Genomic DNA, 13,053 nt, shown 5'->3' with positions numbered 1-13,053 from the left:
CGCCCGTCGTGTTTCTAAACTTCTTTAGTTACGGTGCAAAAGAAAGGTTCATCGCATTTTTGTGAGGAAGTGGAGCTTGATACCGGACTGGCAATGAGGAGGAGGCACTCGCGCTCGAGCAGGGGCGCATGAATCTGCACGGCTGGGTCTACGACATCGAGGCGGGTTGCATTGACGCGCTTGATGGCGCGACACGACAATTCGTTTCACTTGCTGATTCGCCGACCACCGTTGCGATCGCTGCGCGCAACGGCAGACAGATGTAATGGCGGGAGCCAAGTGAGGGTGGTCGCCTTACTCCCGGAATATTTTCGCCCCAGTTAAGGTCAGCGAAGCGGCATTGTCTCTACCGGACAAGTTTTGGAGAAGATCAGCCGTTCGAATGACTGCTCGACGGGACTGGCGGACGACCGGAACTGGCCGTTTTCAGCCGGTCGCTACTGGCAAAAAACGGCCATTACGCGTCGTCGACAAGCGACCAACTGCAAGACCTGCTGGCCTAGGAGCATCACCGCATTTCACGACTTGTCTCGTTGGATACCTTGTTCCGAATCTACAGAAGCCAATACACCGTCCCCACAGTGGCCGCGATCCATAAAATGCTCAACATTAAAAATAAAGTGATGAAGACTTTCTCGCCCATGGGCAACGCCTGCGAATCATCGTTCTGCGAGAGGGCTACCAGGTTTAAGTAGGGTTGTTACGGCCAGGATCAGATCATCTATAGACCAGGGCGTGTGAAGGTATGTCGTCCCAGCGGGTACCATAGAGGAATTCAGGTCATAACCGGATGTGAGAATTGCTCCGGTCGAGGGCCATTTAAGCTTCATCATCTCAATAAATTCTGCGCCTTGGATCTGACCGGGTAGGCCATAATCCGCGATCAACAACGGACAACCGCCATACGATCCCGATATGTACTTCATAGCCTCATCGGCAGTTGAGAATTCCAGCGATCGCAGACCGAGCTCGGTCAAAACCTCGACGATTAACATGCGCAACGTTGGTTCGTCTTCCACGACGATTACCCATCCAGTCAGGGGTGAGAGTTTTTCCCATTGGTTTTTTTTCATGCGCCGGTTCCTTCATCTCGGCTCATTTCCATGCCAGGCAGATAGATTTTTCAGTGTAGGCGTTTTTTTTTGATTGAGGCTACGCACGCGAGCCATCTTGATGCCCGGGGCTGCGACTTAAAAGTAACGCAAGTCTCGCCAGAGGGGGGTCAACCCCGCATCTGTTCGATCAGCAGCACAAGCGCGATGACGATCATCGCGGCCCCCGAGAAACGGCTGACCCATTGAGCGGCGCCAGGGCGCGCCCCAAGAATCACCTGCGAGCCAAATCCCACCAGCAGGTAGATCACGCCACAACTTGTTGGGATAATCTTCTAAATGGACAGGATCGATCGAAAGATTCTTGCAGAGCTGCAAAAGGATGGTCGCCTGTCGGTCACCGAACTGGCCGAGCGCGTGGGCCTAAGCCTTTCACCCTGTCATCGGCGAGTTCGGGCATTGGAGACAGGCCACTTCCTCTGTGATGGGCAAGCTGCATGTATTTAAGAGAAGGTGAGCGACCGCTTTTGGCCGAGTGCAGCCTGTCGACCGGCAAATCCCCCAATGCCAGCGCTTGCCATGCCGAGGACATCCAGCACCGCCAACGATCTCCACTACGAGCGAATCAACGCACCCGCTGCGGCTCGGAACTGGCGAGGGTCCGATCGACCAGGCGGAGACTGTCGCGTCCGCCACGCTTGGAGGCATACAGCGCGGTGTCGCCTTGTTCGATCAGTGCTGCCAGGCTGGTCGGCGGATGGTCGAACAGAGTGGCCCCGATGCTCAGCGTCACCGCTTCAGGCGTGGCGAAGGTCTGTGAGGCAGCCTGGTGAAACTGCTCACGTAGCGCGCTGCCCAGTTCGAGGATTCGCTCATTCGACGCTCTACCCAACAGGATGGCGAACTCGTCACCGCCCAGCCGGGCCGCAACCGCGCCATCGGGCAATGCCGAACGAATCATCTCGCTTAGCGCGACCAGCAATCGGTCGCCAGCCGTGTGGCCGTACAGGTCGTTGACCAGTTTGAAGTTGTCGATATCGATTAGCAGCAATTGTAAGCGTTTGAACCGATTTTTCGCAGGGGCGCGGGGCCACATGATGAGTATCCGGCATGCCAGCGGATCGGTCGGCGCAGCGAATGTCTCAACGCAATGCGCGCCTTAGGGTTTGGACCCCCAACGACCAAGTTTACATGTCGTTGTTTTACTCGGCGCGCATCACTCTTCGTTTCAGATTTGGACAGTTAGCTATTGTAGTCGTAGGGTTTAGTTCCATAGAAAGTATGAATTTCTGTTGCCCAAGACTTATCAGCCATATTAGGCCAACTGTCCTTGTCAAAACCTGGTGCATTTTCCAAGCGTTCTTTCTCTACGTTCAGTATGAAGCGCTTGTTTACTGTGTCGAGTGTCAGTGCATTCCAGGGTACCGCAAACAGTTTTTCTCCCATGCCAAGAAAACCACCAAAGGACAGCACGGCATAACTCACTCTGCCGCTGCGTACATCCAGCATGATTTCCTTGATGTCTCCCAAGTCTTCTTCGTTATGGTTATAAACATCATTTCCAATGAGTGTGTCCGCCCCCATCAGGTCGGGGCCAGGCCCCTGTTCCTCGGAGCCGGTGTCTCGTAGGAGGTTGGTTTTGTACATACCATAGGTATCGCGATCTTCGTAGTTCATTGCTATCTCCTATCAGCTATCGCCAATCAATCAGATAACGCCCATACCGCCTTCGTGGGCTGTATTGTTGGGAGTCTTCCGCTTTTGAAAAAGTCGAATTTTTTTCTACGTGACGACGAGTGGTGAGTTGGAGATAAAAATAATTAATCGGCTTTTAATCGGGAGCTGTTTACATGTGATGCTTCGTATGGTTCTTATCTATTGGATATTCATTCTATCGATATCGTAGATACTTGGTCGATGCTATTCCTTCCGTGCGCAGTCCCTTTGGATAGCTTTCCAGGTTAGGACTGTGTCGAGCGTGCCCAAAGCTATGGAAATCCAGTCTGCGTAGTCACCTCGGCTTCTCGACCAGAACAGCGACGAACCGCACTGACCGCAAAATTGACGAAGTACCGATTCGGAAGAGCGGTCGCGGCGAGGTCGAACGGGGTGCCCGGAACGACTGCCGTTACGCTGCCTTCTCGACCGCCCGGTCACCTTCCCGATTATTTTTCCCGACGCGTGTTGACAGTCCGATTCGTTCAAATCTAATCTGCATACAGCGCTGCACACATGACGGCGCACAACGATGTAGATTTGTACCTTCCTGCCTACAAGAACGAAATCATCGGAGAGGTCAAAATGGCTCGGTTCCTTCCTCGCACCATCCGCAACATGCTCGTTTGTGCATCCGCTATTGGCGCGCTGCTCACCCAGGTCCCAGCCCAGGCGGCTGATGTTTCACTCTGGAAAGACATTCAGAAAGCAGGTGTGCTGCGTTGTGGCGCGGCCGTCGCCGCGCCTTACGTCATGCGCGATGCCCGCTCTGGTGAATACAGCGGCTATTTTGTGGACCTGTGCCGCGACTTCGGCGAGAAGGTGCTGAAGGTCAAGGTCGAGTTCGTCGACACCAACTGGGACAACCTCGTGGCGGGGTTGCAAGGTGGCAAGTGGGACATGGCCATGGCGCTCAACCAGACGCCTGAACGGGCACTGGCGGTGAGTTTTTCGGTGCCGGCCACCGACTATCAGGTGTCATTGCTGATCAACAAGGACAACCCGAAACTGGCGAATGCCAGCAACACCCTTGCCGATTTCGACAAGCCTGAAGTGACCTTCGCGGTCATGTCCGGCACCGCGCAGGACAAGGCGATTTCCGCAGTGATCAAACAGGGCAAGATCATGCGCCTGCCGGGCATGGACGAGGTGCGGATGGCGGTGATGTCCAAGCGCGCCGATGTGTTGGTCGATGCCAGCGACACCAATCACTTGTTCGCCGTGGCCAACCCCGGCTGGACCAGGGAAGTGTTGCCCAAGCCCGCACTGGCCAAGCAAGGCGTAGCGTTCGGTGTGCGCCGAGACGTCAGCGCGGCCGATTTGCAGACGCTGAACATCTACCTCTCCCAGCGCCGCGAGACCGGTGAAATCGACGCCTTGGTCGACAAAGCCTCGCAACTGGCCAACGCCGACAAAACCCCTCAGTAAATCCCGCCGACGTCGAGCGCGCAGCGGGCTGCGCGCTCCCGGAGAATGTTCGATGAAAGCTTCCAATCTGGCGGCGGTGCCGCCACGGCCACTGCACGCCTGCGAAAAGATGAACGGTGAGTTCATTCAACTGCGCGACGTCTACAAGTCCTACGGCGAAAACCTGGTGGTGATGGATCACCTGGACCTGGATATGCGGGCCGACGATCGCCTGGTGATCATTGGTCCCAGCGGTAGCGGCAAAAGCTCTTTACTGCGGGTCATGATGGGGCTCGAAAGCATTCAGGGCGGCACCATTCGCTTCCAGGGCAAACCGTACATCGACGGCAATGCCCGGGGTAAAGGCAAGCCCATGGACAGTTCGCTGCAAACCCAGGTGGGCATGGTGTTCCAGCACTACACGCTGTTTCCGCACCTGTCGGTGCTGGGCAACCTGATCCTGGCCCCGATGAAAGTGCATGGCCTGTCGAAACTGCAGGCCACCGAGAAGGCCAGGGCACTGCTCGCCCGACTGGGCCTGGAGAGCAAGCTCAACGTTTACCCCAGCCAGTTATCCGGCGGCCAGAAACAGCGCGTGGCGATTGCCCGGGCGCTGATGCTCGAACCCAAGTTGATGCTGTTCGACGAAGTCACTTCGGCACTCGACCCCGAGATGGTCATCGAGGTGCAGAACGTGATGCTGCAACTGGCCGAACAGAAGATGGCGATGATCATCGTCACCCACGACATGCATTTCGCCCGGCACATCGCCACTCGCGTGGTGTTCTGCGCCAACGGCAAAGTCGTCGAGCAAGGCCATCCCGACCAGTTGTTCACCCAGCCCAGGGAACCGCGCACCCGCGAGTTCCTGGAAAAAGTGCTGCATCTGGACTGAGGAGCGCAAAGATGAATTATCAATTCGATTTCAACTTTCTCAGCGGCAATTTCGGCCTGCTGTGGGACGGGTTGAAGGTCACCCTGCAACTGGCGCTGGTGTCGAACATCGTCGGGTTGGTGCTGGGCTTCGGCTTGTGCCTGCTGACCTTGAGCCGCTGGTTTTTCCTGCGCTGGCCGGCTCAGCTGTTCATCGAGTTTTTTCGCTGCACGCCGGTGCTGCTGCAGATCGTCTGGTTCTTCTACTGCGTGCCGATGCTGTTCGATGTGTTCATCGACCCGATCACCATGGGCGTGCTCGCCCTGGGCCTGAACCTTACCGCGTTCAACGCCGAGGCTTATCGGGCGGGTGTGCAGGCGGTGCCCCATGAACATCTGGACGCCAGCATCGCCTTGGGCCTGCGCCCCTGGCAGCGAACGCTCTACGTGATTCTTCCGCAGGCATTGCGCAGTGCCGTTCCGGTGTTGATGACCAATGGCATCTCGATCCTTCAGCAAAGTGCGCTGGTGGCAATCGTCGCGGTGGGCGACTTGATGTACGTCGGCAAAAGCATCGCCACCGAGGCCTATCGCCCGCTGGAAACCTACTCGCTGATCGCGCTCATCTACTTCGCCCTGTCGTTGCCCATCGCGCAGTTCGTGCAGTGGCTGGAACGTCGTCAGGACACCGCGCTCGCGCGCTGAGGAGGCTGTGATGAACCTTGATTTCACCGTGGTGTTTTCTTACTGGCAGGCCTTGTTGCAAGGGCTGGCGCTGACACTGGTGTTCACCGTCGGGTGCGCCATTCTGGGCAGTCTGTGCGGCTTTTTGTTGAGCCTGTTGCGTGCGTCGGGCAGTCGCTGGTTGAGCGTGCCCGCCGGCCTTTACGTGGAGCTGTTTCGCGGTACGCCGTTGTTGATCCAACTGTTCTGGGTGTTCTTCTGCTTCCCGGTGGTGTTTGGCATCGATATCCCGCCTTACCTGTCGGTGTTGCTGGCGCTGACCCTGTACATGACCGCCATCACCAGCGAGACGTTTCGCGGCGCGCTCAAGTCCATCCCGGGCGAGCAGCATGACGCCTGCGTCGCATTGGGCCTGGCCTCGTGGAATAAAACCCTCTTCGTGGTGTTTCCCCAGGCCTTGCTGCGGGGCATTCCGCCGCTGCTTTCCAACGTGGTTTCACTGTTCAAGGAGAGCGCGCTGATCTCTTCGGTGGGCATCGCCGACCTGATGTTCGTCGGCCAGAACATTTCCAACAGCACGGCCCGCCCGGTCGAGTTTCTCTCGGCGGTGGCTGTGATCTATTTCCTCGTGGCGTTCCCGCTGACCCGTCTGGTCGGCGTGATCGAAGCGCGGATGCTGCGTCGCTATGCGTACTAACCCAACCCTGATATCCAACTTAAGTGGAGTGTCTGCAATGACTCAACTCAAAGGCATCCTGCCTGCTCTGGTCACCCCGTTCGACAAGGCCGGCAAAGTCGATTTCGACATGCTCTCCAACATTATCGAGTTTCAACTCAAAGCGGGTGTCACAGGCTTCGTGCCACTGGGTTCCACCGGTGAGTATTACGCCCTGACCAATGAAGAGCGCCGCCAGGTCCTGGCCACCGTGCGTGAAGTAGTCGGTGACCGTGGCGTGCTGATTGCCGGCGCCAATGGCTCCTGCACCCGTGAAGTGATCGAGCAGGTCAAGCAGACCCGCGATGCCGGCTACACCAACCTGTTGATCGCGCCGCCTTACTACGCGCTGCCGTCCCAGGAAGAGTTGGTCGGGCACTACCAGGCCATTCTCGATGCCGTGCCCGATATCGACCTGGTGTTGTACAACTACCCGGTGCGCACCAACGTCGAAGTCGGCTTTGGCGTGCTGGACGCATTCAAGGACAACAAGCGCGTTATCGCCATCAAGGAAAGCAGCGGCAACCTGTTGCGCGCCATCGAAATCGGTAACACCTACAAGGACAACTATCAGCTGTCCTGCGGTTCCGATGACCAGGCCCTGGACTTCTTCCTGTGGGGCGCCACCAGCTGGATCTGCGGCCCGGCCAACTGCCTGACCCAACAGGTTTGCGATTTCTACACCCAGTACACCAGCGGCGACCTGGCCGGTGCCCAGGCCATCGTGCGCTCGCTGTTCCCGGTGCTGGCAGACATGGAGTCGGGCAAGTTCATCCAGAAGGTCAAGTACGGTTGCGAGCTGGCAGGCTTCGACGCCGGCAACGCGCGCATGCCGCTGCAACCGCTGACCAGCGAAGAGAAGGCCGGTTTCCGCAAGGCGTTCGAACTGGCCCAGGGCTGATGTCGCCTGCCACATCAGTCGCCATGCCCGGCTGATGTGGCTTTACAGGAGAGAGTGAGATGACCCGACACGTTTTCAGCAGTATCGAAGGCCATACCGAAGGCATGCCTGTGCGCATGGTGATAGCCGGGGCACCCGCGCTCAAAGGGCGAACCATGAACGAGCGGCGTGAGTATTTCATGGCCAACTTCGACTGGATTCGCCGTAGCCTGATGCTCGAACCCCGCGGCCATTCCCACATGTCCGGTACGATTTTCTACCCGCCGGTGCGTGCTGACAGTGACTTCAGCCTGTTGTTTATCGAAACCTCCGGTTGCCTGCCCATGTGCGGGCATGCCACCTTGGGTTCGATTACCTTTGCACTGGAGGCTGGACTGATTGAGCCCAAAACCCCGGACACCGTGGTGGTGGACGTCCCGGCAGGGCAGATCCACGCGACCTACACCCGTAGCGGCGACAACGTCAGTTCGGTGTGTTTCACCAACGTCCCCTCGTTCCTGCTGCACCGTGACCTGGCAATCGAATTCCCGCCACTGGGGCCGTTGAAGATAGACATCGCCTACGGCGGTAACTTTTACCCGATTATCGAAGTGCAGCCCAACTATCCGGGTTGTGAGCATTTCAGTGCGCAGCAACTGCTGGAAATGGGCCGGGAAATGCAGGATCTGCTCAACCGGTCCGTGGACGTGGTTCACCCTGAAAACCCGGCGATCAAAGGTGTCAAACACTGCATGTGGACAGGCGCGCCGCTGTCATCAGCGTCTCAGGGCCGGGCCGTGGTGATTGCCGGTGAAAGCCTGATCGACCGGTCGCCATGCGGCACCGGCAGTTCGGCCCGGGTCGCGCAACGCTTTGCTCGTGGCTGGTTGGCCGAAGAGGGCGCTTATCGCCACGAAAGCCTGATCGGCAGTTTTTTCGTCGGTCGCGTGGCGCAGACACTGCAACTGGAAGACGGCACTGCCGCGATTCGCCCCAGCATCGAAGGAAGGGCATGGATCACCGGGCGCGCTGAGTTTATTGTCGACGATACCCAACCCTGGTGGGACGGCTTCAGTCTGGAAGATTATGCCGCTCCAGCCTCTGCTCAAGAGACTTCCCTATGACACCTGCGCAGCCCGTTGCACAAACCCCCGTTCCCGGAGAAAAGGCCATTGTGGTCGGTGGCGGTATCGTCGGCGTCTGCTGTGCCCTATACCTGCAACGGGAAGGTTATGCGGTGACCCTGATCGACCCGGCCGCCGCGGGCGACAGCACCGCCAAATGGAGTTGCGGGCAGATGGCGGTCAGCGAGGTCATTCCGCTGTCCAAGCCCGGCATCCTGAAAAAAATCCCGGGCTGGCTGCTCGATCAGAAGGGCCCGCTGGCGCTCAGGCCCGGCGCGTTGCCTGGCATCCTGCCGTGGTTCCTGCGGTTTCTGGCCTGTGCCCGGCACTCGAAAATCGTCGAAATTTCCCAAGACATGGCGACGCTGACGCACCATGTCTACGAGGACTATGCGCCCTTGCTGGAGGCGTGCCCGGACAAGACCCTGATGGGCGAACGGCCGATCCTCGAGGTGTTCGATACACCGTCGGGCATCGAACACGAACGTGAGCACCTGGCGCTGCGGCAGGCACTGGGTTTCAAATCCGAAGTGCTGGACGCGGCTGCAATTTCGGATCTCGAACCGGCATTGGCCGGCAAATTCAGCCATGGCCTGCTGTTTCCAGACTGGCGGGCGGTGAGTGATACGAAAGGTTTTATTGCCGCGCTGACGCAAAGTTTTCTCGATCAGGGCGGCGTTCGTGTACGCGGCCAGGTCAAGCGGATTGATGAGGTGGCCGACCGTGCCAGTGGCGTCACCCTCGGCGATGGCCAACGTTACGCTGCGGATCATGTGGTGATTGCCGCCGGCACAGGCTCGCGACAGTTTTTCGAGCAGATCGGTGCGCAGGTACCGCTGACCGGAATTGCCGGTTATCAGGTGTTGCTGCCCACCCCTGGCGTGGAGATTCGTCACTCGGTGATTTATGCCGATGGCGGCTTCTGCTTCAGCCCGATGACCCGTGGTTTGCAGATTGGCGGCACCATCGAGTTTGCCGGCCCGAACGCCGAGCCGAACTTCAAGCGCGCCGAGATCATTCTTGAGAAAGCGCGAAAAATTCTTCCCCGGCTGCAACTGGACAACATCGAGTACGGCGTCGGCTATCGCCCGTTTTTGCCCGACACCAAACCGGTTATCGATCGCAGCACCCGACTGTCGAATGTGTTCCTGGCATTCGGTCACGGCCAGCTCGGCCTGACCTTGGGAGCGACCACCGGACGACTGATCGCTGACCTGGTTGCCGGTCGAACGCCCGCTCAGAACCTGACCCCTTTTAGCGCCCAGCGCTTTACCCTTGGTGGAGGCCATGCATGAAATCCTATGACCAGCTCTATATCGACGGCCAGTGGGTTCGCCCCAAGCGTGGCGGTACTTTTGACACTTTGGACCCAAGCGATGAATCAGTGATCGCCCAGGTCGCTGCGGCCACCGCTGAAGATATCGACTTGGCTGTCAGCGCTGCACGCCGTGCATTTGATGAAGGTCCATGGCCGCAAATGACCGGGGCCGAGCGCGGGACTATTCTGCGGGCCATCGCCAGTGGCATCCGTGAGCGTCAGGACACACTGGCCGAGCTTGAGGTGCGAGACAACGGCAAACCGTTGCCCGAAGCCCAGTGGGACATCGCCGATACCGCAGGCTGCTTTGATTTTTATGCCGACCTGGCCGATGACCTCGATGGCCATCGTGAACAGAACATTTCCCTCGCCGATGAGCGCTTCACGTCCATCGCGCGCAAGGAGCCGGTGGGCGTCGCCGGGGCGATCATTCCCTGGAACTTCCCGATGCTGATGGCCGCCTGGAAAGTCGCGCCGGCATTGGCCGCCGGCTGCTGCATGGTGCTCAAGCCGTCGGAGCTGACACCGTTGACCGCCCTGCAACTGGCGGATATCGCCCATCAGGCGGGTTTGCCTGCTGGCGTGCTTAATGTCGTGACCGGCCTCGGCCCGGAAGCCGGCGCACCACTGAGCGAACACCCGGGCATCGATAAGCTGGCGTTCACCGGCAGCGTGCCAACCGGTACGCGGATCATGCAGGCCGCCGCCCGCGACATCAAAAACATCAGCCTGGAGCTGGGGGGCAAATCGCCTTTCATCATCTTCGACGACAGCGATATCGAAGCCGCGGTTGAATGGATCATGTTCGGGATCTTCTGGAACCAGGGCCAGGTGTGTTCGGCGACTTCACGGGTGCTGGTCCAGCGAGACCTTTACGAGCCACTGCTCAAGCGACTGGTCGAGCAGACCCGGCGCGTCAGTATCGGCAACGGCATGGACGAGGGTGTGCTGCTTGGCCCGCTGGTCAATCGCGGCCAGTATGACAAAGTGCTGGCGGCCATCGCCCGTGGACAGGAGGAGGGCGCGACGCTGCTTGCCGGCGGTACGCGTCCGGCGAATTGCGAGAAAGGCTACTTCCTGACCCCGGCGATTTTTGCCGATGTGCCGGAAGACAGCTGGATCTGGAAAGAGGAAATCTTCGGCCCGGTCGTGTGTGTGCGTCCTTTCGACGACGAGGCCGACGCGTTGCGCAGTGCCAACGACTCGCGCTTCGGGCTCGCGGCTGCCGTGATGTCCCATGACCTTGCACGTGCCGAGCGCGTTGCCCGCCGACTGCGCGCGGGTATCGTCTGGATCAATTGCTCGCAACCGACCTTCACCGAAGCCCCTTGGGGCGGCTACAAGCAAAGCGGTATCGGGCGTGAGTTGGGTGAGTGGGGCTTGAACAATTACCTGGAAACCAAGCAGATCACCCGTTACGACAGCCAGCAGCCATGGGGCTGGTACATCAAGTAAAGGAGCCCGTCATGCGCTGGAAAAAGACGTTGCAAATGGCTGATGTGCATTGTGAAGGCGAGATCGGCAAGGTCATCACCGGCGGAGTCATTGATATCCCCGGCAAGACCATGCTCGACAAGATGAACTACATCAACGAAGTCGACGACAGCCTCAGACGCCTGGTGATTCTGGAACCGCGTGGTTGCCTGCAAATGTCGGTGAATTTACTGTTGCCGCCGACGCGGCCCGAGGCCCAGGCCGGGTTCATCGTGCTGCAAGCGGACAAGGCTCACCCCATGTCCGGCAGCAACTGCATTTGCGTGGTCACGGCGTTGCTGGAGCTTGGCATGCTGGAAATGGTCGAGCCGGTGACCACGGTAGTGCTGGACACCCCGGCCGGCCTGGTCACCGCCCGTGCGCAGTGCGCGGACGGGCGCTGCCAGAGTGTGTCGCTGGACATGGTGCCGTCGTTCGTCGAGCAACTGGATGTGCCGATCGAAACCGCAGACTTTGGTTTGATCAAGGCAGACATCGCGTTCGGCGGTGTCTATTACGCGCTGGTCGATGTCGATCAGATCGGTTTGACCATCGCCCCTGAGAACGCCCGTGAACTGGCCACTCAAGGCGTTCGCCTCAAAGGCCTGATCAATGAGCAAATGAAGGTGTGTCACCCGTTGTTCAAGGAACTCAATGAGGTGGCCTATGTGATGTTCCGCAACCGCGTGGATGCTAGAACCTACCAGACCTGCACCACGCTGCCCCCGGGGCGAGTCGACCGCTCGCCCTGCGGGACAGGCAGTTCGGCGAATCTGGCGACCTTGAGCGCACGGGGCCTGGTCGAGGTGGGGGATAAGTTGACCTCGCGTTCTACCATTGGTGGCGAATTTCAGGTTGAGTTGCTGGGGCTGACGCAATTGGCGGGAAAACCGGCGGTTCTCCCCAGAATCACCGGACGGGCGTGGATCTATGGGCTGCATCAGATCGGGGTCGATCCGGATGATCCTCTGGCCGAAGGCTTTATGTTGAGCGACACCTGGGGTGAGGGTTTCTAACTATCCCCGGGCGGATGTTAAAGTTGCAGGCTGGCTGGATGACCGGCCTGCACTGCCGAGAGCATGACCCTATGAGCAAAGAAACGATTGAAGCTGGCAGCGGTGTCAAACGCCATGGCGGTCGCTACATCTACGAAGAGTTGCGCAAGCAGATCCTGACGCTGAAGCTCAAGCCCGGCATGCCGCTGGACGAAGTCTCCCTGGCCGCGCAATTTGGTCTTTCCCGCTCTCCGGTGCGAGATGCGCTTGCCCGGTTGATCAGCGAAGGCCTGGTCACCATATTGCCGAACCGCACGCTACTGGTGACGCCCTTCGAAATCGAAGAATTCCCCAACTACATTTCTGCCCTTGACCTGATTCAGCGAGCGGTGACCCGCCTCGCGGCCCTGCACCGTACGGATGAAGACCTGATTCGTATTCGTGGCGCCGATGCGGCCTATCTGGACGCAGTCAGTACCGGAGACTTCCAGGCGATGTCCGAAACCAACAAAGCCTTGCACATGGCGATTGCCGAGGCCGGAAAAAACCCGTACTTCATCAGTTACTACGAAAAGCTGTTGGGTGAAGGCCAGCGCCTGCTGCACCTGCACTTCGACTACATCATCAGTTCAGCCAATTCCACGACTTCGATCGGTCGCGACCACGATGAAATCGTCGATGCCATTGCTGCGCGCAAGCCCGACGAGGCAGAACGGGCGGCGCATGAACACACGATGCTGTTCCAGCGACGTTTCCTGGCGTACCTGCAACAGAACCTGACCGAGAAGATGTCCGTTGGTTGAGATGTCCGGCAAA

The 13,053-nt window shown here is 58.7% G+C and carries 13 protein-coding genes and 4 pseudogenes; 12 read left to right on the top strand and 5 right to left on the bottom strand.

The annotated features are described in order from the left end of the window. Positions 1–104: 104 nt before the first annotated feature. Positions 105–266, top strand: a pseudogene (locus tag F8N96_RS27920) (carbonic anhydrase); the annotation flags it as partial. 393 nt (positions 267–659) lie between these two features. Here the strand turns inward: F8N96_RS27920 and F8N96_RS27915 are convergent. Further along, entirely contained in the window at positions 660–1,073 is a 414-nt protein-coding gene (locus F8N96_RS27915) for a response regulator (RefSeq protein WP_150800536.1), read from the bottom strand. Between the two features lie 149 nt (positions 1,074–1,222). After that, positions 1,223–1,372: pseudogene (locus F8N96_RS35135) on the bottom strand (LysE family translocator); the annotation flags it as partial. A gap of 19 nt (positions 1,373–1,391) precedes the next feature. Between F8N96_RS35135 and F8N96_RS27910 the strand changes: the two are divergent. Continuing rightward, positions 1,392–1,517: pseudogene (locus F8N96_RS27910) on the top strand (AsnC family transcriptional regulator); the annotation flags it as partial. 160 nt (positions 1,518–1,677) lie between these two features. Here the strand turns inward: F8N96_RS27910 and F8N96_RS27905 are convergent. From F8N96_RS27905 to F8N96_RS35515, 3 genes and pseudogenes are all read right to left on the bottom strand, one after another. Beyond that, positions 1,678–2,184, bottom strand: a pseudogene (locus tag F8N96_RS27905) (GGDEF domain-containing protein); the annotation flags it as partial. Positions 2,185–2,294: 110 nt separating this feature from the next. Then, complete coding sequence (locus tag F8N96_RS27900) at positions 2,295–2,729, bottom strand: PRC-barrel domain-containing protein (protein ID WP_150800535.1); 435 nt, start codon at positions 2,727–2,729, stop codon at positions 2,295–2,297. A 243-nt stretch (positions 2,730–2,972) separates the two neighbouring features. Continuing rightward, the gene (locus tag F8N96_RS35515; protein WP_224794133.1) at positions 2,973–3,284 is read right to left on the bottom strand and encodes a GFA family protein; all 312 of its coding nucleotides are present in this window, start codon (positions 3,282–3,284) and stop codon (positions 2,973–2,975) included. A gap of 69 nt (positions 3,285–3,353) precedes the next feature. Between F8N96_RS35515 and F8N96_RS27890 the strand changes: the two genes are divergently transcribed. The 10 genes from F8N96_RS27890 (at position 3,354) to F8N96_RS27845 (ending at position 13,040) form a co-directional block, all read left to right on the top strand. Continuing rightward, a complete protein-coding gene (locus tag F8N96_RS27890) occupies positions 3,354–4,196 on the top strand; it encodes a transporter substrate-binding domain-containing protein (RefSeq protein WP_150800534.1) in 843 nt (280 codons plus the stop codon). Between the two features lie 109 nt (positions 4,197–4,305). Continuing rightward, on the top strand, positions 4,306–5,070 hold the full coding sequence (locus F8N96_RS27885) for an amino acid ABC transporter ATP-binding protein (protein WP_224794132.1): 765 nt from the start codon (positions 4,306–4,308) through the stop codon (positions 5,068–5,070). Positions 5,071–5,081: 11 nt separating this feature from the next. Continuing rightward, positions 5,082–5,753 (top strand): amino acid ABC transporter permease, encoded by a 672-nt coding sequence (locus F8N96_RS27880; protein WP_150764008.1) that lies wholly within the window; start codon positions 5,082–5,084, stop codon positions 5,751–5,753. Between the two features lie 10 nt (positions 5,754–5,763). Continuing rightward, positions 5,764–6,429, top strand: coding sequence for an amino acid ABC transporter permease (locus F8N96_RS27875; protein ID WP_150800532.1), 666 nt, complete (start codon positions 5,764–5,766; stop codon positions 6,427–6,429). A gap of 37 nt (positions 6,430–6,466) precedes the next feature. Then, the gene (locus tag F8N96_RS27870) at positions 6,467–7,348 is read left to right on the top strand and encodes a dihydrodipicolinate synthase family protein (RefSeq protein WP_150800531.1); all 882 of its coding nucleotides are present in this window, start codon (positions 6,467–6,469) and stop codon (positions 7,346–7,348) included. 59 nt (positions 7,349–7,407) lie between these two features. Continuing rightward, positions 7,408–8,451 (top strand): 4-hydroxyproline epimerase, encoded by a 1,044-nt coding sequence (locus F8N96_RS27865; protein WP_150800530.1) that lies wholly within the window; start codon positions 7,408–7,410, stop codon positions 8,449–8,451. Continuing rightward, positions 8,448–9,746 carry an NAD(P)/FAD-dependent oxidoreductase gene (locus F8N96_RS27860; RefSeq protein WP_150800529.1) on the top strand — a complete coding sequence of 433 codons (1,299 nt, stop codon included), beginning with the start codon at positions 8,448–8,450 and terminating at the stop codon, positions 9,744–9,746. Before F8N96_RS27865 ends, F8N96_RS27860 begins: the two co-directional genes overlap by 4 nt. After that, positions 9,743–11,224, top strand: a complete 1,482-nt coding sequence (locus F8N96_RS27855) for an aldehyde dehydrogenase family protein (RefSeq protein WP_150800528.1) — start codon at positions 9,743–9,745, stop codon at positions 11,222–11,224. Before F8N96_RS27860 ends, F8N96_RS27855 begins: the two co-directional genes overlap by 4 nt. A gap of 11 nt (positions 11,225–11,235) precedes the next feature. Next, positions 11,236–12,258 carry a proline racemase family protein gene (locus F8N96_RS27850; protein WP_150800527.1) on the top strand — a complete coding sequence of 341 codons (1,023 nt, stop codon included), beginning with the start codon at positions 11,236–11,238 and terminating at the stop codon, positions 12,256–12,258. 71 nt (positions 12,259–12,329) lie between these two features. After that, entirely contained in the window at positions 12,330–13,040 is a 711-nt protein-coding gene (locus F8N96_RS27845) for a GntR family transcriptional regulator (RefSeq protein ID WP_150800526.1), read from the top strand. The last annotated feature ends 13 nt before the right edge of the window (positions 13,041–13,053 follow it).

Origin of the sequence: Pseudomonas fluorescens (assembly GCF_902497855.1) — a bacterium.
GTDB classification, from domain to species: domain Bacteria; phylum Pseudomonadota; class Gammaproteobacteria; order Pseudomonadales; family Pseudomonadaceae; genus Aquipseudomonas; species Aquipseudomonas fluorescens_BI.
Note: the sequence above shows the minus strand (reverse complement) of the source record. Positions and strands in the feature narration are given on the sequence as shown.